Origin of the sequence: Botrimarina hoheduenensis (assembly GCF_007859815.1) — a bacterium.
GTDB lineage: Bacteria > Planctomycetota > Planctomycetia > Pirellulales > Lacipirellulaceae > Botrimarina > Botrimarina hoheduenensis.
In genome coordinates this window covers 427,877-449,076 of sequence record NZ_SJPH01000002.1, presented here as the reverse complement: position 1 = coordinate 449,076, position 21,200 = coordinate 427,877, and the positions used below count along the sequence as shown (strand labels likewise).

Here is a 21,200-nt window from a genome sequence, read left to right as displayed (position 1 = left end):
CAAGCCTTTAGCGACGGCGCAGACGCGACACCAGCCGTGAGGCAAAGGGCGTATCGCTAGAACGTTCGGCGTGGTCGGCGAACGCTTCGTCATAGGCTTGCGCCCCATCTGCCGAGGCACCCGTCGGCCCAACCGCCGCCGAAGGCTTGTTCAACAGCATGAGGTTGGCAGCCCGGGCGTTTGTTCTGAACCGGTAGGCAAAGACCCGCTGGCGTTCGGTGCGGTCTGCTACCCCTTCCAAGGCCGAGACCTCTAACGCTGCCGAGGGAAGACGCTCGCTGCTAGTCGCAACCGTCTCGTCGTGTGCTGATTCCGGGGGGCTGTGAATTGCTTCAAGAATGAGCGTTTCGGGCTCCTTCACGATCCGCAACACGCTGGCGGTCGCGGGGGCTACCTCGGGAACGTCGGTATAGGCAACCGCCGCGCTCATCGAATTAGCTGCCAGGGGTGTCGCCAACAAATCGGCCAATGTTGGATAGATCGTCCCGAGTGCGTCTTGCCAGATCAGTAGATCAGCCGCATCGACGTAGCCGTTGCGGCTTCCGTCGGCACCCGTACCGGGGATCACTTGAGGGCCGCGGTTGTCGCGCCAGATAGTGTAGTCGGCGAGGTCGACTATGCCGTCTTCATTGAAGTCAGCCGAGAGGGTTTGCTCTTCTCCGCCGTATCCCACCACCCATAAGGCGTAGTCGGTCTGATCAACGGTGCCGCTCCGATCGACATCGGCCGGATCATTCGGATAGGTTGCTCCGAAGTTATCACTCCAGAAGGTGTAGTCCGCCAGATCGACGACACCGTCGTTATTGCCGTCCATGGCAAGCTGCGGTCCCGTCTGTCCGTACTCTGAGGCCCACAGAGCGTAATCGTCGAAATCAACCACCCCATCGCGGTTACCATCGCCCGGACGAGGAGGCAACGGTTTGCCCATCGCATCGCGGATCACGGTGTAGTCGGCGACATCCACCACTTTGTCACAGTTCGCGTCGGCGTGCATCATCGCTACCTGACCGTATTGCTCACGCCACAGGTCGCCATCCACTTGATCCACGAAGCCATCGTCGTTGGCGTCGCCGGGTCCGCCGGGGTTGGGCACAAAGAGGGTTGCCTCCCACACAGCGCGATCCGCCGCGTTGACCACACCGTCTGAGTTAAAGTCGCCCGGGGCTGGCTTCGCCCGGAAGACCGACTTCTCGTTCAGCGAACCGCGAAGCCATTCCCGCTGCTGGTCGGCGGTCCAGGCCTCGTCGGCATCGACCACCAAGAGGGCCGCCTCGAGTGCTGTGACCGTCGCGCCATCACGCGAAGCCCAGACAAAGCTGTTGAGCTGCAGATCGATTTCTCCCGCCACACTCACGCTCGTCGGAGTGCGACCGGCAACCGAAGCCGAGAGCACGCTGCCCAACTCGCCGGAGCTAACCACCAGCTCCACCCAATCGCCGCGCAGCAGAATCGGCTGCTCAACCTGGATCGTCTTGACGAGGGCTCCGGAATGGTAGAAGTCGGCACGCAGCAGCCCACGCTCTCCGCGACCATAGAGAACACTCAGTTCAACGACGTCGCCGGTGGGGCCCAGAAGGCTGCCGATTGGCATCCGGTCCGAGCCCCCCATCGGAGCGTTCTCTGGCCAGCGAAAGACAACTCCCGCGGACCAATCCTTGCCGGTTGAAAATCCGGACGCCAACTCGAGTTCGTTTGAGCCGGTCGCCTGCGGTGCCAACGGATAGGGGGGCGTATCGAGTTCGCCGAAGTAGGGGATCGCCAGCAGAAACTGTGCTCCGGGATTGATTGTGAGCGTCGAAAGATCCAACAACACTCGGCCACTGCTGTTCGTTCCCGTCTTGCCGTTGACGCCAATCGGCGTCCAATCGACGTTGTCCGCAACCTCGTGACCGGACTGCCCCAAGAAACCACCAACCCCCGCGTTCAAGATGCCCAGATTCATCGAGACGGTCGCTGACTGGCTACCGAGATTCGCAACCCAAGCGTCAATCAGCTGTGATTCGCTCAGCGACTGCTGCTGGCCGCTGGGTTGCAAGTACCACGTGCCGAGGTCCATCGTGGAGCCGACTACTACTTCATAAACCGGGGCCTCGGAGAGAAAAGGGGGCGGATCGGTCTGATGGACGAGCGGTACGTTTGTGTCCGCATAGCGCCATAAACCGTCTTGAAACCAAACCTGTCGGAAGGTTGCGCCCGCACCGATCGGATTCTGCGCCTCGAGTGTTGGTGCGACACGATTCGTACCGCCCGGCGACAAGCGCAGCGGCGAGACCTCATCAATCTGTGGCAAGGGGGCCGTCACGAACTCGCGTCCGTTGAGAACCACCATCCGATCACCGAACAACCACAGCCGTCCCTTAAGGCTGTCCGGTAGCTGGACGGCCGCCCACCGCTCTCCGTCAGGCGAAAAATGGTACATCGGATCGACCCACGACCCCGAAGCATAGCCGACTCCTTGCAGCCACTGAAGATGCAGGATCTCCATGCCAGAGAAGCGATTGCCCGAGCGATTGCGATAAGGCTGATAGACCTGCGTATCGATCTCCAGGGCGTCGCTAGTGGTAGTGAGCGCACCGAACTCCAGAATCTGGTCGGGCGTGTTATCGCCCGAGGCGAAATGGCCGCCCGGTGTCGGTGCCGGTGCCGCCGAAACGGGTTGAGGAGCCGTGCGATTGATCGCGGTGTCGGACGTGTAACCGCCAAAGACGGTCGTGGTCACGACCGGAGCCGTCTCGTAGTTTTCCAGGTCGATCTGATGAAAGTCGGTCTTATTGCGATAACCAACATCGCCCCAGTGCGAGAGTACCCCCCCCGTAGTGATCGCGGCGGTATGCACGTGGAACCCGCCTGCATCCGCGGCAACCCAGTCGGTCACGAGGACGCGATTCGGACGCACAATCCATTCGCCTGTCAGCGCGTCACGGTCGGCCCGAAACAGGCCAACCTGTCCGCCTTGAGGATCGAAACGCTTGTCGATGTAATCCGCCCAGGGGAACCAAGCGGCGTTCGTGTCTTCGATGCCTTGCACCGGAAACGGATTCATGAAGGACCAGGTGCGTAACTGCGTCGAACCATCGGCGACGCCATCGGGATACGACGGGGTCACCGGGCTGCCGTCTGCCTGCGGCACAAGCGAGAGCGTCTGCCCGAGGTCTTGCGTCGTGAAAAAATCGATGCCAACTTCTTTGTCGCCGCTGGCCGTGTTCTCGTATCGCTGCGCGCCGATAACAATCAAGCCGTGATAGACGATCGCCGCACGCGGAACGTAGCGTCGTCCGGGCAGTTCGCCTTCCAGCAGATCGCCTCCGGCATACGAAAGGCGCGCCACCTCGGTAAAATCATTGCCTCGATAAATAATCAAAGCCTGTGCCGAAACACCCTGCACCACCATGAGGGGCGTAACGCCGTCGTGATCCCAACCCGAGGCGAGCACCTCAAAGACCCCGGTGCTGCCTAGCTGTACTCCGGTGTTGGTCCACTCGAGGTCGGCTACCAACGGCAACGCCTCGCCAAAGCGACGCTCGTCGGCGGCGAGCGGGGCTCCGTTGCGATCAATCGTCGCGACGTCGCGCGAGAACGATGGAGACAGGGTCCCGAAGACGCCATCGTCGTAGCGCAGGAATTGCGCATCGCCCACCACTACCCCCGCCGCGTCGAGCACGATCCGCGGTTCGAGAGACTCGAGGTGTAACGGGTGGTCTGGACGTCGCGTACCGATAGCGCGGTACATCACGTGAATTTGCCTCGGTGAATTGGTCTCGTGTTCCGTCGCCTTCGATCAGGAGCGTGTTGAACGCTCTGATCTTGCCCCCGCGCCTTACCAGCGTGAGCCAAAAGCTCCCTTCAGCGTAACTAATCGGGGCTCAAACCCCGCGCATCCGTCACAGTTTTTCGCCCGAATGGATGAATCTTTCCCGGAGGCAGCAGGGCAGAAGAGGTCCGTCTGGGGGGGTCACGCGGGCGGACGCCGCTTTCCCGAGGGGTGAAAACACGAAAGCAACGCCGGCAGAGCGATTAAATCCCCCACCACGGCCGCCGCGATCGTCGAGCACGCCATTGCCGCAAACGTGCGGTGCCCGGGCAGATCGCTAAGCAACATCGTCCCAAAACCACAGCACAAGATGACCGTCGTCATGACCAGCGCTGCCCCCACCCCCACAAAGGCACGGCGGATGGCTGCGTGGACATCGCCATCGATCGCCAACTCCTGACGAAACCTAGAGAGAAAATGGATGGTGTCATCCACCGCGATGCCCAAACAAACGACAAACGCGCAGACACTCGACATGTCGAGCGATTCACCCGTGAAGTAAAGCAACGCGCCGGTTGCCGCGAGCGGAAAGACGTTTGGCACCACCGAAAGCAAACCAACCCGTACCGATCGATAGACCACGCCGAGGACCAAGAGAATGACCAGCGATGCGGCTCCCAAGCTCGCTCGCAGGTCGGTCACGATCTGAAAAAGATCCTTCGCGATCTTGACCGGCTGGCCATCCAACCGCAGCTCGAACCCAGGATTCGCGGCGGCGATCTCGGCAAGCCCTTGCTCAAGCCGCGTGAACACGGGGGCGTATTTGGCGATACCCCGATCTTGCATGCGTATGGTCACCACCGCCCAGCGACGTGTTTCGTTATAGAAAAAATTCTTCAGCTCGCGCGGCATGAGCGAGAGGAAAGTCGCTTGCGTAGCCAGATCATCCGCATCACCTGGAAACGAAGAGAGCATCGTCCGTACTGATAACGGTCGGCTCAGCAGGGGCTCGTCGCCCACCAAACGCTCTGCCTCGCGAATAACCCCGAGTATTGAGGGGTCATCGGAGGCGATCGCCTCCGGCCAAGCGATCTCAACGCGAAAAAACTCGATCCCGCCGAAATGATCGTCGCAGTACTCGAGCGCTTGATAAGACTGGCTCGAAGCGGGCAGCGCTGACTTCATGCGGTTGTCGGGAGTCAGCCTCAGCGAAAACGCCGCGAGTGCTACCGTAATCAGTACCGAGACGATACTCACACTCCAGCGCCGGGCGAGCATGGCATTGATCAGTCCGCGTAGCTGCTCAACCCCCTTGCCGATCAAGTCGCGTTCCTGGCCCCGCTCGATGTATCTTCCGACCCAAGTGCTCGCGACCCAGGGGATGAACGAGACAACCGCCACGAAAGCGATGAACACGCCCAGGCAGCACACGCGGCCAAAGTCTTGCACATAGTCCGACCGCGCCAGCAACAACGACGCGAAGCCAATCGCGGTGGTGAGCGACGTGAGCCAACACGCGAGCCCCACCTTCTCGATCGCCGAACGCGCAGCCTCGAGCGGCTCATCTCCCGCGACACGCCGCCGGCGGATATGCACCAGCAGGTGCACGCCGTCCGTCAAGCCGACCATCGCGACCATGACCGGCATCACAATCTCGGCGAGCGGATTGGCAGGCACGCCAAAGAGTTTTACCAACCCCAGTGTCCAGAAGACGCCCAGGCACGGAGCCGCCGCGACAACCAGCACCGCCGCCAAGCCCCGGAACATGATCGATGCCAACACCAACGCGAGCGAGTAGCCGATCACTTGAAAGACGATCTGGTTACGGCTAAATGCGCTGTGCTGGTCGATAAACAGCGGTGCCCGACCGGTAAGCCTTACACGCAGATCGGTTTGGGTCGTGTTGATCGCGTTCCGAGCAGCAGACAGAACCTGTTCGGTCGTCTGATAGGCGTCATCAATCCGCAGCCAGTCGTAGACGATCGGCAACAGCAGTGCGCGGCCGTCATCCGAGATCAGCTGTCCTGCCAGCGCGTGGTTGCGCAGCCGCTCGCCCGCCTGGGCGAAGGCCTCGGGCGAGGCGTCGTCCGGCGGAATCAGTGGATCGGCGAAGCCGAAGACGTTGAGCACCGGGACCCGGTCGGCCCAGAACACGCTGTCCACAAAATCGAGAGCTTCGACCGACGCCACCAGCTTACGGACAGCTGAGATCGATTGCGGGGTGAACAGCTGGTCTGACTCGATCACCATAAAGGCGTCGCTGCCAGCCAGATTGAAGCGGCTCTGAACCACTTCCGACTGGGTCGGAGGCTCGTCCTCGAGCGGTGATTCGTAACGCTCCAGCGGATGCTGGTTCTTCAGCGGAAGCAGATAGCCGAGCGCAGCAACCGCGGTCACGATCAGCAGCATCCACCCGACAAGCGGACGGAAGCGGACAAACAGATTGGCGACGCTTTCCATAGAGTTGAAACCGTAGACGGCTTTCGATCAGAACCGCCGGGTTTCGTTCGCCAGCGCCGCCTCGAACACTTCGTCGGGCGTTAGGTCGCGGCTGTTGTCGAAGTCAAAGCGCTTGAAAGCAAAGATCGCGAAGGCCAGAGGCAGCTCGTTCCGCTTTAGCACGCCATCTTTGTCAGCGTCGTGCTGCTCGAACAGATTGTCGGCAAGACGCCGGGCCGTCTCCCGATCTTCTTGACTCGCCTCGCTGCGACGGGCCCGCAGCTGTTCGAGCGAACCACGCGGCACGGCGATTTCAAAGAAACCGACCGCCATCTCCTCAAAGCTTTGATCTCCCCACCGGACCGCCGCGGTGGGGTCCGGATTGGCAAGATTGGCTGCCGAATTGTCAAAGGACGCCTGGCTCTCGATCCGGAAGCCTGCGGGCAACTCCAGCGGTTCTGCCAACCGATAGTTGGTCTGCCAATTAAAGTCGTAACGCGGCACGTCCAGCAGCACGTCGGTCCGGCCATCAGGCCAGACGCCGGTCATCCGAAACGATTTGCCACGGTAATGCATGTGCGGTGCCAGGCCGATCAGCTTGGCACCCGGCGGAAACCAGTCCTGGCTGGTCTCGACTCGATAGTCGGCGGCACCCGGCGGAATCTCAAACTTCGGATTCGCCGACACTAGCGAGAGCACCTCTTGTGTGACCGACTCCGGATCGGCAAAGACGAGCCCCAGTTGGGTCAGATCGGACTTTTCCATGCCGCTGGGCGTGTAGTGCATCTGAAAGATGAACTTCGATCCGGCCGGCACAAGGCGGGCGTGTCCCTCCGGAAGCACCATCGAGCTCTGACCCGGCACAAAGGCGGTCAGCATGCCCATCCCCCTTTGCGGACGGTCGGCGGGGGGCGTGATGAACACGATCACATGATGCACCACCGAGCGATCTCCCGGCACCACGTCAGCCGCCTGGATCCAGCGATCCTCTTCAAAACCCGGATCCACCGCGAAGTACTGGTACTCGATGACGCCTTGCGGAGCGACTACAAACGGCTCTCCCCGCATCGGGATCACCTTGTCGGGATCACGCGGCAGACGCCAGCCGGTCACAAACTTCCGCTCCGCCGGCAGATCGGCAACGGCACCTTCGGGGGCTCCCGCGGCGGCCCAATCGTAGAGGACCTGTTTCTCGGCGTCGGTCATCAGCCTGGTGTTGAGGAACTCACCGTGGGCGGGATCGGCGTGCCACGGGGGCATCCGCTGATCGCGAACGACTTCGGCAATCGTGTCGGCCCAGCCCGCAACCTCGTCATAGCCGCGCAGCGCGAACGGGGCGATCTCGCCCTCGCGGTGGCACTCAACACAGTGACGCTCAAGAACGCGGGCCACCTGATTCGTGTAGGTCACTCCGCGTGTTGGGTCCGGAACCTTGCGGGCACCGATCAGGCAGCCAACCGACTCGGTCGAGGCGATCGGCGGATCGTTCCCGCTCAGCAGCGCGTCAATCGCGTCACGCAGGTAGTGCTGCTCGGGAGCATCGCGCAAAACTCCCACCGCGTACTGGTCGTCGATCCGACCGCGGTAGCGCACCAACCCCCTTCGATCCAGGACAAATACTTCGGGGGTGCGTGTGGCACCCAACTGATCGATCAGCCAGCCCTGATTGTCTTTAAGCAGGGGAAACGTCACTCCGTGACGCCGGGCATACGCACCAATCTCGGCCAGCGTGTCTTGGCGATTGGCGTTCACACCGATGATGCGCACGCCCTGAGCGGCGTATTGCTCGGCCAGTTCTTGCAGCCGCGGGGCGTAGAGCTTCGCGAGGGGGCACTCCACGCCGAGGACAGCAACCACCAGCACCGGGCCGTCACGAAACTCGGCGAGCAAACGCTCGTTGCCATAGCTATCGGGCAGCGACCGATCGGCAAGGTTGGGAAGCTCGGCGGTAACGGGAGTAGTTTCCGCAACAGTTGCTGGCACCGGGTTGAGGTCCCCCGCGATCGCCCCTGCCGCTGCAAACAGCATCGCAAGCGCAGCCAAACCGGCTGCTGGACGCGGTGACCGGCACCACGGGCTAAGCTGCGGTTGTCTCCCGAGAAGCCGCGGTCGAAAGGCGTGTCGAAAAGATCGCAAGGTATTGCTCGGCCGGTGTTTCGGTTGCGTAAACCCTCGTGATGCTAACCGTAGAACGATTCGCGAGCTTCACGCCAGCCCCGCAGAGGACCCTAAACCATCAACGCTTCAAGATATTGGGCCCCCACAGCATGCTGCGGCCGATTCCCTGCGCCGAGCCGATCCTGACAGCAACGTTACTCTTGTCGGGCCAGAAGATTTGGCAAGCCGGCTTCGGCGGGGCTATCAGCGCCGTCCCCCAGCATCCTGCAGCCCTGCAGCCCAGCAGCTAGCACCGAAAGCGCCTCACCAGCGGCTCTGGCCGGTAACCGCCTCGACCGCGGTCCACAGCTCGCTGTCTTCGGCAAGGCGCCGCGGCACGCCGATCGAAGCGGCCAAGGGCACGTGTACAATCCGACCATTCCAGGACCCGACAAACAGATCCGTCTTGCCCGCCAGCGCGGCGTTTGCCGCGTGCCGGGCAAACCTTTCGGTCAGCACGCTGTCGCCAGCGTTGGCTTGGACGCTGCGGATGTAGTAGCTCGGATCGAAGTACTTCATGCTGATCGGATGCCCGAGCTGATTGAAGTGCTCGGAGATGCGCTCTTTGAGATACAGCCCGATGTCGCCCAGCTTGCGGTTGCCGGAGGCGTCTTTGGCGGCGTTGCTGGCGAGCAAGTCTTGCCCCACCCCTTCCGCCACAACCACAACCGCATGCCCACGGGCATCGAGCCGGTGCCCGAGTCGGGCGAAGAATCCCTTATCTCCCTCGAACGGGACGGGATGCTCGGGCACGAGCGCGAAATTGACTTCGCCGCTAGCGACCGTCGCCGCGGCGGCGATAAAGCCGGCCTCGCGACCCATCAGCTTCACTAGCCCGACGCCGCGCTCGACGCTCTTGGCTTCGACGTGAGCCCGGTCGATCACGCGCTCCGCTTCGCCCACCGCCGAAGCAAAGCCAAACGTTTGAAAACAGAAGCGGATGTCGTTGTCGATCGTCTTGGGGATGCCTACCACCGCAATCTCTTGCCCGCGCTTTCTTGCCGCTTGCGCCAACGCATGGGCACCGCGCTGGGTTCCATCGCCGCCGATCGGAAAAAGCAGATTGACGCCCCACTCACCTAGCGTGTCGAGCATCACCTCCGGGTCTTGCGGGCCGCGCGACGTGCCAAGCATCGTTCCGCCCTGATGGTGGATCGGCTCCACCAAATCGGCCGTCAGCTCCAGCGGCGGAGCACCAAGTGCCTGATTCAGCCCCTGATAGCCGTGGCGCACCCCCAGCACACGCGGCACGCCATAGCCCGCATGCAGCGCGTAGTAGAGGTGGCGGATCACGTTGTTCAGACCCGGGCAAAGTCCGCCGCACGTGACGATCGCCGCGGCCGATTGCGAGGGATCGAAGTAGATCTGCTCGCGGGCTCCCGCTTTCTCGAAACCCACCGCCGAGGGGAGCGACCCCTCGGCGTAATCGATATCGAGCAACACGCGCGTGTTGTCCGGTGTAAACCGCTCACGGGTAAGCGGCGAAGCAAAGCGCGACTCGCCCAGAGTCGCCACGCGGAGGTCGTCTTGCGAAGTCGGCATGGCGGCTAGTCTACCCGATGGCCTGCGTGCCGGAGGACGCGTCGAAGCAAATGGCTCGTCCTGCCTCGAGCCATTTGCTTCGTTGAACTCCGCGGGGGTGGCGGTTGGGGCCCCACCCAATCGCTCCCGCTTAACGGCTTGCCAAACCGCGCTGTACCGCCGAGCCTGAAAGCGATGCCGCCGAGCCTAAAAGCCGTGCCACAGAGCCTTAAAAGCTGTGCCGCCGAGCTTATAAACCGTAGCGCCAGATCGCTCAGGCAGACGCCTTGAGCGGCGTCTCAGGCGCAGCGGCAGCGACACCGGGGGCCCAAGCCTCAAGCTCATCGCGCAACACCAGGATGTTGTCCGGGGCTTCGATGCCCACGCGGACCTTATCGCCCGAGATCTTGACGATCGTCACGACGATCGAATCCCCAACGCGGATTCGTTGCGTCTCTTTCCTTGAGAGCACCAGCATTGTGTTCTTATCACCTCCGTGTGAGACACCGTGAAGCTAACCAGTGTCGTTATGTATACTAATCCACTGAACAGCCGTCAACCATTTCCTCGGCTGACTGACTGCTGGCGATGCTAGCAACCGACGTCGCTGGGGCCTACCGCAGTTCTTGGCGGACGAATCGCGTCACGCGCCAAACCGCAACCGTCCGACAACGGGATCGACCTCGATCGAACCGTCCGTGTCGGGGCCCGCAAAACGCCGTGCCACTCGGCAAAAAATGGTGGCAACCCTCGTGGTCGCGACCCTCTTTCAACGAGTGGCAGACTGATGCCAGCACAAAAGGTATCGGACAAGTAAAGCGGGAGGCTTTGGCAGACTTGTGAAGATAAGCGGTTTGCGCGCGACTTTGCCGTGGCAGGCTTAATCGGAGCCGAGCCGACTCGGCCATCAGAAGGGGGGGGCGAGTAACCGGAGGGGCGGCCGTCAACCGCGGCTCGGAGAAGCCTAGAACCTCATGGGTTGGTCCAACTGCGGCGACATCCCCAACTCCGTCTTTGTTGTACCCACGGGGCTGACATGAGTTCGCAGCCCACTTATTCCACCTCGACGACCACCTGCCTGATCTCTCCTGTGAAACGGAAGGGCGGCTGGTAGGCGTTGGTCACGGGCTGGCCCGAGTCCTCTCCCACGCCGAAGGTATCGACGCCAAAGCGTCCGCCAACCGTGGCTTGCATCTTCCCATTGGCAACTGCCTCACCGTTCACCTTCAGCGATATATTAGCCCCCTTACCGGCCCCGCCGCCGGCGTAATCGAAGGCGACTGCGATTGTGCTGTCACCCGGTGGAAGCGGCTCATCGCCGCGGACGACGGTGTGGTCGTCGAAGTAGTTGTAGTCGAAGACCGGCGTTCCCTTGTCGAGGTAGAGGACCAGACCGGCAGCCACACCGCCGAACCCAACGACGACGCCCTCGGTCTCGGTGCCCTGGGTCGTCACGTCCGCGGTCAGTGTCCACGAACGGTTCTTCATCGGGGGCGCCGCGGGTTCGGCAATGCGTGTCGCCCCGGCGTAGTAGGTGTAGGTCGTTGAGTTGGGGTCCGAGCCGGGAACAGGCGGCTTGGGCACCGCGATCCGTGCCGAGCCTCGGTCGTCGAGCGGGTAAATCTCGTTGCGTTCCGCTGCCTCTTTCCAAACTGATTTCAGCGCCGCGAGTTTTTCGGGATGTTCCTCGGCGAGATCCTTCGCTTCTGAGAAGTCCTCGGCGAGGTTGTAGAGCTCCCAGCGATCTTTATCCCAGTTCCCCGGAGCCAGGTCCTGACGCCAGGGACGCGTGTGCTGCGCATTCGCTTTCCAGCCGTCCTGGTACATCGACCGGTTGCTGAGTACCTCGAAGTACTGGGAGTCGCGCCCCGCGTAGCCGGGGTCAGTGAAGCTTGCCAGAAATGACTTCCCGACGAGCGGCTTCTGCTTGATGCCGTTCACCGTGCCTGGCATCGGGACCTTGGCAGCCTCAAGGATCGTCGGCACGACGTCCACGAGGTGCAGGAAGGCGTCACGCGGCTTGTCGTCGGGTTGAATCCTCGCCGGCCACGAGACGACCATCGGGTTCCGGGTGCCCCCCAAGTGCGAGGCAACCTGCTTCACCCACTGGAACGGCGTGTTGCCCGCCCAGGCCCAGCCGACCGGGTAGTGTGGTTCGGACTCGGGTCCGCCCAGCTTGTCGAGGTTTTCAACCACGTCGCTGAGGACGGTAGGGAGCCCGTTCAGATTCATGATCTCGTTGAGCGTGCCGTCGGGCCCACCCTCGGAGGAAGCGCCGTTATCGCCGACGATGTAGATCACCAGCGTGTTGTCGGCGTCCGGCAAGCCGTTTACGGCGTCGAGAAGCCGGCCGATCTCGTGATCGGTGAAGGCGAAGAAGCCCGCAAAGTTCTCGAACAGGGCCGTGTAGACCTCCTTCTGTTCGTCGCTCAGGCCATCCCAAGCCGGTACCCAATCGGGGCGAGGCGTGAGCTCGGTCCCCTTTGGGACGATCCCCATTTCGAGCTGGTTCTGGAAAACAATCTCGCGGTACTTCTCCCACCCCATATCGAACTGGCCGTCAAACTTATCTCGCCACTCGGCCGTCACGTGATGCGGCGCGTGCATCGCGCCGGGGGCGAAGTACATGAAGAACGGCTTCTTAGGTGCCACCGACTTGGCAAACTTCATCCGCGAGATCGCTCGGTCGGTCATGTCGGTCATGAAGTGATAGCCCTCTTCGGGCGACTTGTTTGGCTCGACCGGCGTCGTGTTCTCAAAGATCACCGGGTAGTACTGGTGGGTCTCCCCGGCGTTGAAGCCGAAGAAGTACTCGAAGCCCATCCCGCTCGGCCAGCGGTCAAACGGCCCGGCGACCGTCGTCTCCCAGTCGGGCGTGTTGTGGTTCTTGCCGTACCACCACGTGTTGTACCCGTTGTCTTTGAGCACCTCAGCAATCGTCGCGGTGCTCTTGGGTAGCATCGTGGAGTAGTTGGGGAAACCGGTCGCCCACTCCATCAAGAAGCCGTTGCCGCACTGGTGGTGGTTGCGGCCGGTCAGCAGCGCGGCGCGCGACGGGCCACAGATGGCCGTCGTGTGGAAGCGGTTGTACTTCAGCCCACGGCTGGCAAGCTTTTCAAGGTTCGGCGTAGGGATCAGTCCGCCGAACGTGGAGGTCTGGCCGAAGCCGACATCGTCCAGCAGAATCACCACGACGTTTGGAGCCCCCTCCGGCGCAGCGACCGATCCCTGCCAGTCCGATTCCGATTCCTTGTAGGTCTCGCCGATCTTCCCCTCGAAGTGCGTCAGCTCCATCGGCAGCTTAGAGCGGTCAGGCTCGATGCCATGGGTGCGACTCTCAGCCGCGATCGCAAACCATGCCACAACGAATAGCAGATAAGATAGATGGCTCATGGGTTGTTCGTGAAAGTGCAAGATCAGTAGTGGGTCCCAACGTCCGTCAACTGCGGCCGCAAAACCGATAGTAAGGCAGGCCATAGCCGCAACGTGAGGGTGACTCTAAAAACGTATCATGCCCCCAATGACTTGCCAGTGCTCTCTTAGCAGTGCCCTAAACTCTCGCCGGGATTCTCGACAGTGACTGCCAGAAGGCGATTCTCAGGAGTGCTCGGATTCGCCGAGGTCGCCTCAACTTCGCGGAGTTCCGCCCGCGGCTAAGTCGCCGAGGTTGCCTCAACCTCAGCAGCTAAACACCGGTCGGATTTCACTGGGTCGGCTCGACCGTCCGCAGGGCGACGAAACGGGGGGCGGTACCTGAAACGCAGAACGAAGCGGACTCGCCTGAGCCGCGTTCGTGACGCATGCTGACCCAAGCGCGTGCATGTCGCGCTGGCAGGCTGGCGGGTTGTCTGGTTGCCCGTCGTCGCTAGACGACACGGCTCACGGCGCTCCGCCCTTGCCGACAACGCAAGAGCACGCAACACCCGTGCAACTATGACCGTACAAAAACACGCGGCAGCTAAGCCGCGGGCTTAGAAGATGCCCGTTCCAAAGCCGTCGGCCGGAAAATCACGCCGGTCAACCCGCTGATCCGCGGCATCGAAACGGGAGGCGGGACTGCTATCCGGAGCACGCTGATTCATGGGCGTGTGCGGCGGCGAGAGGGGGACGCGCGTCGTTGCCGGATCGCCCTGCGGCGGATGGTGCGGCCGGTTTTGACGCGTCTCGCTGTGCGGCTCGTCGAAGCGCCGCGTGGTAAGGGCGTCTTCTTCGCTGAAGTCGCCCCCGTCGTAATCATCGTAGCGCGAGACGTAGTCCGGCAGCTTGGCGCGCTCGAGTTCCGATTGGTACTCGGCGATGACGCGCTCTTGGATCATCTCCCGACAGCGGGAATTGATCGGATGCGCGATATCGGCATAGAGCTTCGTGCGCCCGTCGAGGTCCTTGATCAGCCGCGCCTCTTCGAGCTTGGCTCCGCACTGGTTACAGAACGCGGCGCGCAGATGGTTCTTCATGCCACACTTGCCGCAGTGCGCGGTGAGCTTGCGGCTAGGCATTGCGACAAAGAAGCCGCTCGTGCCCTCGATGACTTTTAGGTCGCGAATAACAAAGCAATCGTCGAAAGTGATCGAGCAGAACGCCTTAAGGCGTTCGCCCGATTCATCCATCAGCTTGATCCTGACTTCGGTGATGTTCATGGCGGTCGCTCCTGGCGTGACGGTGAGTGCCCCTCACGGTTGGCTATGTTCTACGCACGAATTGGCTTAAAGGGTGCTCGTAATTGTGACACGCCCCAGATTGGCACCGCGAACCGCGGCCCCCACACGACGGGCCGTTGCCCAATTCTGACATAAAGCGAAGTAGGCCGATCCGCTCCCGGAAAGCTGGTGAGCGATAACCGGCAAGCGGCTAAACAGGACGGCGAGCTTCTCTAACCAGGGGGCAACCCGCAACGCAGCAGGCTGCAGCGTGTTGGTCAAAAGGTTTGCGGCGTGACGCCATTCGCCCGTGCGTAACGCCGCCAATGTCGCCTCAGACGATCCGCGCTCGCCGTGCTCCTCGGCGTTGCTCATCGCGTAAACCTCGGCGGTGGAGAGCCCCCGCACCGGTTTGACGACGACGCACGGGATCGCGCCGGCAACGGGAGTCGGGCGGATCGCTTCACCGCGGCCTTCGCACAAGGCGGCCCGACAGCGCCCGCCGCCGAGCAGAACTTGTACGAAAAAGGGGACGTCGCTCCCGAGTTGGGCGGCCAAAGCAGTCAGTTTTTCGGGGCTGAGGTCGAATCGCCAAGCCCGATTGGCCGCGACCAACGCGGCGGCGGCGTCGCTCGATCCGCCCCCCAAGCCCGCTTGACTCGGCAAACGCTTGATGAGGGTCACTGCCGCGTGAAGCGGGTTTCCCGTCGCCCGAGCGAGCAGCACGAGCGCCCGGACGACCAGGTTGGAGGCATCTGCGGGAATGTCAGCGGCTGGATCGCAGGCTTGTTGCAGCACAAAGCGTCCGGTGACCCCTTCCGCCTGCAAATCGGTGCCGCGGGGGTTGGGCTCTGACGGCTGATTGGGGGCGAGTCGCTCGACTTGGAGCGAGTCGTACCACCGCAAAGGCGCCATAACGGTCCGCAATTCGTGAAACCCGTCCGCACGCCGACCAAGAATCTCTAGGGAGAGATTAATCTTGGCCGGAGCCAAGGCGGTGCAGCCGTTGGGTGTCACTCGGAGGAGCATCCGACGCGGCTCTCTAGCGCTGAGTGGGAGAAGTGGGCCCCTCGGATTCGCAAGCTCCTAGCTGGCGTCTCGGAGTGAGCAGAAAGTCATGATCGCCGCAGTCTCTCGGTTGTGAAAGTTCTTTCGCAAAATTAGGTAGACCAACGAACTATTGTCTTTGCTAAGATAACTCGCCTTAGTAATAGCGCTTGGCTATCAATGACGGCGCTGCTTGTTGAGAACAATAGAGAATGCGCGATTGCCGAGTCAATTCGCGTTTTTTCTGGGCAAGATTCCCCAACTCTTCCCTTGAGGGCCGAGCTGACGCTTAATAGCGGCCCAGCTTCCCCCGCCGTTCGTCCCCGTGCGACTGATGCCCCCTACGCAACAAGATCCGGCCCTGCCCGAAAAAACGCCCGCAAAAACACCAGCAGAGACGAACGGTCCGCTGTCCTATCGCATCGCGCTGTGTGGGCTGGCGATGGGTGCCGCGGACATCGTTCCGGGAGTTTCCGGGGGCACGGTCGCCTTGATCCTGGGGGTTTATACCCGACTGCTCGACGCGCTGACGCATGTGGACCGCCGGTTCATCGGGAACGTGCTGAGCGGTCAGCTCGGCGCCGCGGCCCGACGGATCGACCTCGGCTTTCTGCTGCTGCTAGGCGGCGGGATTGCCACGAGCGTTGTGGGGTTCGCGGGGCTCATGAGCTACCTGCTGCAAACGCATCGCGATGTGACCTATGCGGCCTTCTTCGGACTCATCGCCGCTTCGGGCGTCCTGGTTGGTCGGATGACTGGTCGCGCGGGCAAAGGAGGCTATGCGGCTCTGATTATCCTGGGCCTTGCAGCGGCAGCGTTCGCCGCATGGCTCGCTGGGCTCACCCAGCTCGCGCCGCGTCCCGGCTTGCTGTACACGTTCTTCAGCGGCGTTGTGGCCATCTGCGCGATGATCCTTCCGGGCATCAGTGGTGCGTACTTACTGCTGCTGCTTGGCAAGTATGAAGAGATCACCGGCATCCTCCACCGGATCGCTAAACTCGCGATCACCCCCGCTGAAGTGGCGACGCTCGCGGTGTTTGCGGCAGGCTGCTTGATCGGGCTGCTGGCGTTCAGCCGATTGCTGCGCTGGCTGCTCGCGCGGCACTGGTCACCAACCATGGCGGCCCTGTGCGGATTGATGATCGGATCGCTCCGCAGGGTGTGGCCCTTCCAGCGCGACATCACGCCCGAGATCGCCAAGTTCAAACTAAAGGTCTTCGAACCCTACCTGCCCCACGCCGCGGATGAGAATGTGATTCGCTGTATCGCGGCCGCCGTGATCGGCTTTGTGCTGGTGCTGGTGATCGACGCCCTTGCTCGCCGACGTGTGGCTAAGTCGGCGGCGAAACTCAAGACTTCGTCAGACGCAGCTTAGCTGGCGGCCAGTTCCGCATGGCGCGAAACGGCAGCGTCACGCACCAGCGCTTCGACCTCGTCAACGCTTCCCGCCGCATCGATCATCACGATCCGCGAGTCACGGCGTGCCTCGGCAATAAAACCTTGGCGCACCCGTTCACGATAGGAGTCGCCGCGCGCCTCCATCCGATCGTCGGGGCCCTGCCGTCGGGCGGTCGCCATGGCAGGATCTAAATCGAGCACGAAAACCGTATCGGGCAACAGGCCGTGCGTCGCTACGGTGCCAACAGCACCAACGGCGTCGCGATCGAGTCCGCCGGCGTGGGACTGATAGACCAGATTGGCCAACAAGAAGCGGTCGGAAACGACCGTGGCACCGCGTTCGAGCGCCGGACGGATACACTCTTCAACCAGCTGGCTGCGAGCCGCCATGTAGAGCAACATTTCGGCCGTTGGTCCAATCAGCAACTCGGGGCCGCTGTGCAGCAGCACGCCGCGGAGCTTCTCACCCAGCGGCGTCGATCCCGGGTCGCGGCACGTTACGACCTCGCGTCCGGTCGCCCGCAGCCATCCGACAAAACGCTCGATCTGCGTTGTCTTGCCAACCCCATCGATCCCGTCGAAAGAAAAGAACATGCGATGACGGCGGAGACGACACGGGGGAAAGTTAGAGGGTCTTGGGCGTGTTCGCCCCCCGGCCAACCTTGGCAGGGGCAATCACACATCGTGATAGCGCCCGGCGGCGCGGCGGGTGCGCTCGGCCACCATCTTGCGTAAGCGCATCGGTGCCAGCACTTCGACCTGGTCGCCGTAGCCCAGCACCCACCAAACGATCTCGCTGAGCCCCGCCACGGTTGCGCGGAAATCGAGCGTGCCGTCTGGTGCAAAATCGCACTGCTGCGTTGCGTGCCAGAGCACCTCGCTAACATTCTTAGCCACAAGCGGCTCGAACCGAAGGTGCACCGCAAACTCGGGGCCGGGCATGATCCGCCAAGCGTTGCCCAAATACGAAGCAACACTGAACGTACGCGGTATGCGGAACTCGGTCTTGAGCATCTCGGCTGAGACGATCCGGCCAACGTTAAACGTGCGCACTTCCTTGTGGTGCGACGACATCCCGATGACGTACCAGCTCCGCCGATGGAACAGCAGGTGGTAAGGATCAAGCGTGGTTGCGTACTGCTCGTACTCGGTCTGGCAGTCGTACCGAACCTCGACTCGCCGTCGCACCTCGTTGGCCCGCAGCAACAGGCGGTAGACCTCGTCCTTGCCTGTCAGCGGATTGGTCGCTTCGGGCTTGAGCGTCACGCCCGCCCGGATCTCGGCGAGGCGTTCGCGCATCGATTCGGGAAGACTGGCCTCGATCTTTGCGGCGGCGTCGCCCGCCGCGCGACGGAGCGGATCGCTCCCCAAGTGCTCTGAGTCGGCTGCCAACAGCAGCACCGCAAGCGCCTCGTTCACCGTCAGGTTCGTTGGCGGTAGAAAATGATCCGAATCGATCCGATACCGACGACCATCGGTGTCAAACGCCACGGGCACGCCCGCACGCTTGAGCGATTCGAGGTCGCGGAACACGGTCCGGCGGCTCACGCCGCAGGCGTCGGCGAGGTGCTCAGCGTCCTGACCGGTTCCCGACTGGAGCGTTTGCAACAGCTGGAGCAATCGAGTGACGCGGCTGATGTTCATCGGCTTGCGGCGAGGTGGCGATGGCTTGCTGCACGGGGAAGCTGTCAGATTGGCTGCCCGCGGCTCGGTTTGCAACTACCGATCCGGTCAGGACCACCCCTGAATGCCGCGTCATCATGGTAGGGTGACCGGTAATCGCCGCCGGGGTTTCATCGGCATCATCGTAGCCCACGGGCACGACATCGCCGACAACCGCCATCGCCCCCGGGGCTGAAAAGAGCGGCTGACGAAGCGCCCCGAGCGGCTCTCCGGCCGGAATGGGCTGGAGCAATTCGCCGGCACCTTCCATCAGAGTTGGCTCTCCCGCGGGGGTGGGAACCCCCTCGTAGTAAAGCTCGCCGGCAGGCGTTGGCGAAACCTCAGCACCGGTGTAATCCATCTGCTGCGCGTGTGCGCCGCGGCTCATCACCCCCGGACGCGTGTAGCCGTAATCGAGGAACAGGCTCGCATCGCGCTGACGGGCTCGCCGCAACGCATCAAAGTGAGCCTTGCCGGGCCACGGGCCTTCCGCCAGGTACACGCCGTTGTAATCCAGCAGAGAGCCCTTGCGGTAATGCACGCGACTGATCGCCACGTTGTAGTTCACCAAGGAACGGTAGTAGGCGGTCTCCGCGTCCGACCGACGCCGCTGCGCGTCGAGCAGCAGGTCAAGCGTCACGCGGTTTGCATCGTACTGAGCCTGGACGGCTTCGACCTCTCGCTCCGCGGCCGTGCGACGATTGAAGTTGGTCTCACTTGTGGTGTAGCTCGAATCGAGGAAGCGGATCGATTCTCCTAATTGATGCGATACCTCGAGCTCGAGATCCTGCAGGATCGCCCGGTCTCGGGCCAGCAGCAGCTGGTGATGCCGCACGGTCGAGAGCTCGCGGCGGAAGCCGATCGGCAGGCTGAACCGGAAGCCCATCTCCCACTCTTCGAAGTCGCCCTCGGTGAGCGAATCGAAAGCGCCCGTGCCGTCGCGGAACAGGCCGCCCGCCGGAGCAACCGGGTTCTGCTGGAAGAGCCGGTCACCTGCGCCAAGCCACCGGTAAGTGCCAAAGGCGTCCAGCCGGGGCAGCAGGTGGTTGCGTGCCGCGATGAGCTCAAGCTCACGCCGCTTGACTTCCCACTTCTGCTTGCGGATCTCGACTCTGCGGACCAGCGCCTCGGGATGCACGGAGGACCAATCGAACGACACCAGCGCGGAGGTCGGCTCGTCGGCCGGACGGATCAAGCGCCCGTCAGAGACGCTGAGGCCCATCATGTAACGAAGCCGGTTCTCACGTGCGAACAGCGTCGTCAGGCCCTCTTCCACCTGCGCTTTGAACTGGAAGTACTGTGCCCGGCTCTGAGCTTCGCGGTCGGCTGAACCGCCGCGGGCACCTTCCCGGTACAGCGCGGCAACCTTCTTCCAGGTTTCGAGCGCCGAATCGCGCCCGAGCTTGCGAGCGTCGAGGTCCCGATAAGCGAAGTAAAGCTCCCAGTAGGCTTCCTCGACGTCGCGCATCAGGTTGCGGACGCCTCCCTCGAAGTCGGCGAGGGTTTGGTCCGTGCGGATCCGGGCCAGCATCACGCCATCGAACGGGTTGGTGCCGCCCTGGGCGTATTGATCAAAGCCAAACGGACCGGCGATACGGTTGTATTGGGCACCCCGACCTTGCAGCAGCGGCTGGCTGATGAAGGCTTCGAAGTTGGTGTTCCAAGAGCTCGGTGCCTCGCGGATGCCCGCGTTGTTGTAGTCGTAGGCGGTGTTGTTGCGGAACGCGTACTGACCACCGGTGGCCGAGGTCTTAGAAACGCCCAGGTTGAAGGCCCCCAGGTCTTGCGCGAACAACGACGGCTGGAAACCCTCAATCGTCGGGTCGCCGACCCGCACGTTCTGCGGACGGTCGTTGCGGTTCCAAGTGACCGCCGAATCGAGCTGCGCGTCGAACTCCGAGAGCGCCGCCTCGACACCTGTGCCGCTGAACTGCGAACCGACCGCGGTGCCGGTCGAGGTCTCGACCAACGCCGGGTCATAGGTTGTCGTAACCGCCACGTTGTTGATTTGGTTGCGCGAGAGGGTCTCGGGCGCGTTGTCGAGCACGGCCCCGCCGAGCTGCCGCATCACCTGGCTGTTGGTGAGCGTGATGCGCGTCGCCTCTTCGAGCGTGAGGTCCCAAACCTCGTAGTCTTCGGCGTTGCGAAGCGTCAGCGGACGCATGGCCCCCGAGACTTCGTCGAGCTGTGGCTCTTCGACGTCGGGGTACTCGATCTGTGTCGCGACGTCCACATAGTGGGACAGGTCGCCGTCTTCCATGAAGTAGAAGGGCTGCGTCGGCGCGCATCCTGTCGCCACCATAACGAGGGCGAGCAGAAGGGAGACCGATGAGCGCGTTTGCCGATCCATGGCGTGCGTCCGGGGCAAGGTTTTTCCAACACGCCCGACTGAAAGCCGGTCTCCGTGTTGGCTGATCGCTGCGGCGGAGCGCGTTCGCTCCACCAGCTGGGTATCCCCCCCCAAGCACTGACAATTCCCGTTCCTGCTCGTTGGGCGCGGTCCGTTCCCCCGGCCGCGCCCGCAAAATCGGGATATTCAGCACAGGCAGTATCGACCACCTAACCCGCACACCTTGACAAAAGTGCGG

At 62.5% G+C, this 21,200-nt stretch carries 12 protein-coding genes; 1 reads left to right on the top strand and 11 read right to left on the bottom strand.

Annotated features, from left to right (window positions below; all coding sequences use genetic code 11):
* Window positions 1–7 precede the first annotated feature (7 nt).
* The 8 genes from Pla111_RS05530 to Pla111_RS05495 all read right to left on the bottom strand — a co-directional run bounded on the left by Pla111_RS05530 (window position 8) and on the right by Pla111_RS05495 (window position 15,534).
* Window positions 8–3,730, bottom strand: coding sequence for a hypothetical protein (locus tag Pla111_RS05530; protein ID WP_146572198.1), 3,723 nt, complete (start codon window positions 3,728–3,730; stop codon window positions 8–10).
* Between the two features lie 222 nt (window positions 3,731–3,952).
* Window positions 3,953–6,211 (bottom strand): efflux RND transporter permease subunit, encoded by a 2,259-nt coding sequence (locus Pla111_RS05525; RefSeq protein WP_146572196.1) that lies wholly within the window; start codon window positions 6,209–6,211, stop codon window positions 3,953–3,955.
* Between the two features lie 27 nt (window positions 6,212–6,238).
* Complete coding sequence (locus tag Pla111_RS05520) at window positions 6,239–8,218, bottom strand: redoxin domain-containing protein (protein ID WP_146572194.1); 1,980 nt, start codon at window positions 8,216–8,218, stop codon at window positions 6,239–6,241.
* Between the two features lie 393 nt (window positions 8,219–8,611).
* The gene (locus tag Pla111_RS05515; RefSeq protein WP_146572193.1) at window positions 8,612–9,889 is read right to left on the bottom strand and encodes an ATP-dependent 6-phosphofructokinase; all 1,278 of its coding nucleotides are present in this window, start codon (window positions 9,887–9,889) and stop codon (window positions 8,612–8,614) included.
* A 253-nt stretch (window positions 9,890–10,142) separates the two neighbouring features.
* Window positions 10,143–10,346, bottom strand: a complete 204-nt coding sequence (locus Pla111_RS05510; RefSeq protein ID WP_146572191.1) for a carbon storage regulator — start codon at window positions 10,344–10,346, stop codon at window positions 10,143–10,145.
* Window positions 10,347–10,921: 575 nt separating this feature from the next.
* Window positions 10,922–13,261, bottom strand: a complete 2,340-nt coding sequence (locus tag Pla111_RS05505; RefSeq protein WP_146572189.1) for an arylsulfatase — start codon at window positions 13,259–13,261, stop codon at window positions 10,922–10,924.
* Window positions 13,262–13,839: 578 nt separating this feature from the next.
* On the bottom strand, window positions 13,840–14,505 hold the full coding sequence (locus Pla111_RS05500; RefSeq protein ID WP_146572187.1) for a SpoVG family protein: 666 nt from the start codon (window positions 14,503–14,505) through the stop codon (window positions 13,840–13,842).
* Between the two features lie 66 nt (window positions 14,506–14,571).
* Window positions 14,572–15,534 (bottom strand): 4-(cytidine 5'-diphospho)-2-C-methyl-D-erythritol kinase, encoded by a 963-nt coding sequence (locus Pla111_RS05495; protein ID WP_146572186.1) that lies wholly within the window; start codon window positions 15,532–15,534, stop codon window positions 14,572–14,574.
* Window positions 15,535–15,886: 352 nt separating this feature from the next.
* On the opposite strand from Pla111_RS05495, the gene Pla111_RS05490 reads away from it, so the two are divergent.
* The gene (locus tag Pla111_RS05490; protein WP_146572184.1) at window positions 15,887–16,927 is read left to right on the top strand and encodes a DUF368 domain-containing protein; all 1,041 of its coding nucleotides are present in this window, start codon (window positions 15,887–15,889) and stop codon (window positions 16,925–16,927) included.
* Here the strand turns inward: Pla111_RS05490 and tmk are convergent.
* The 3 genes from tmk to Pla111_RS05475 form a co-directional block, all read right to left on the bottom strand.
* Complete coding sequence (gene tmk, locus Pla111_RS05485) at window positions 16,924–17,544, bottom strand: dTMP kinase (RefSeq protein WP_146572182.1); 621 nt, start codon at window positions 17,542–17,544, stop codon at window positions 16,924–16,926. The two genes, Pla111_RS05490 and tmk, sit on opposite strands and share 4 nt — an antisense overlap.
* A gap of 81 nt (window positions 17,545–17,625) precedes the next feature.
* On the bottom strand, window positions 17,626–18,594 hold the full coding sequence (locus Pla111_RS05480) for a helix-turn-helix transcriptional regulator (RefSeq protein ID WP_146572180.1): 969 nt from the start codon (window positions 18,592–18,594) through the stop codon (window positions 17,626–17,628).
* On the bottom strand, window positions 18,521–20,962 hold the full coding sequence (locus Pla111_RS05475; protein WP_146572178.1) for a TolC family protein: 2,442 nt from the start codon (window positions 20,960–20,962) through the stop codon (window positions 18,521–18,523). The genes Pla111_RS05480 and Pla111_RS05475 overlap by 74 nt, the downstream gene beginning before the upstream one ends.
* Window positions 20,963–21,200 lie beyond the last annotated feature (238 nt).

Bases quoted from the DNA above. Each gene is read 5' to 3' on its own strand.
- Pla111_RS05480 (WP_146572180.1), bottom strand. From the start codon at position 18,594: ATGAACATCAGCCGCGTCACTCGATTGCTCCAGCTGTTGCAAACGCTC.
- Pla111_RS05520 (WP_146572194.1), bottom strand. From the start codon at position 8,218: ATGCTGTTTGCAGCGGCAGGGGCGATCGCGGGGGACCTCAACCCGGTG.
- Pla111_RS05510 (WP_146572191.1), bottom strand. From the start codon at position 10,346: ATGCTGGTGCTCTCAAGGAAAGAGACGCAACGAATCCGCGTTGGGGAT.
- Pla111_RS05500 (WP_146572187.1), bottom strand. From the start codon at position 14,505: ATGAACATCACCGAAGTCAGGATCAAGCTGATGGATGAATCGGGCGAA.
- Pla111_RS05515 (WP_146572193.1), bottom strand. From the start codon at position 9,889: ATGCCGACTTCGCAAGACGACCTCCGCGTGGCGACTCTGGGCGAGTCG.
- Pla111_RS05505 (WP_146572189.1), bottom strand. From the start codon at position 13,261: ATGAGCCATCTATCTTATCTGCTATTCGTTGTGGCATGGTTTGCGATC.
- Pla111_RS05495 (WP_146572186.1), bottom strand. From the start codon at position 15,534: ATGCTCCTCCGAGTGACACCCAACGGCTGCACCGCCTTGGCTCCGGCC.
- tmk (WP_146572182.1), bottom strand. From the start codon at position 17,544: ATGTTCTTTTCTTTCGACGGGATCGATGGGGTTGGCAAGACAACGCAG.
- Pla111_RS05490 (WP_146572184.1), top strand. From the start codon at position 15,887: ATGCCCCCTACGCAACAAGATCCGGCCCTGCCCGAAAAAACGCCCGCA.
- Pla111_RS05475 (WP_146572178.1), bottom strand. From the start codon at position 20,962: ATGGATCGGCAAACGCGCTCATCGGTCTCCCTTCTGCTCGCCCTCGTT.
- Pla111_RS05525 (WP_146572196.1), bottom strand. From the start codon at position 6,211: ATGGAAAGCGTCGCCAATCTGTTTGTCCGCTTCCGTCCGCTTGTCGGG.
- Pla111_RS05530 (WP_146572198.1), bottom strand. From the start codon at position 3,730: ATGTACCGCGCTATCGGTACGCGACGTCCAGACCACCCGTTACACCTC.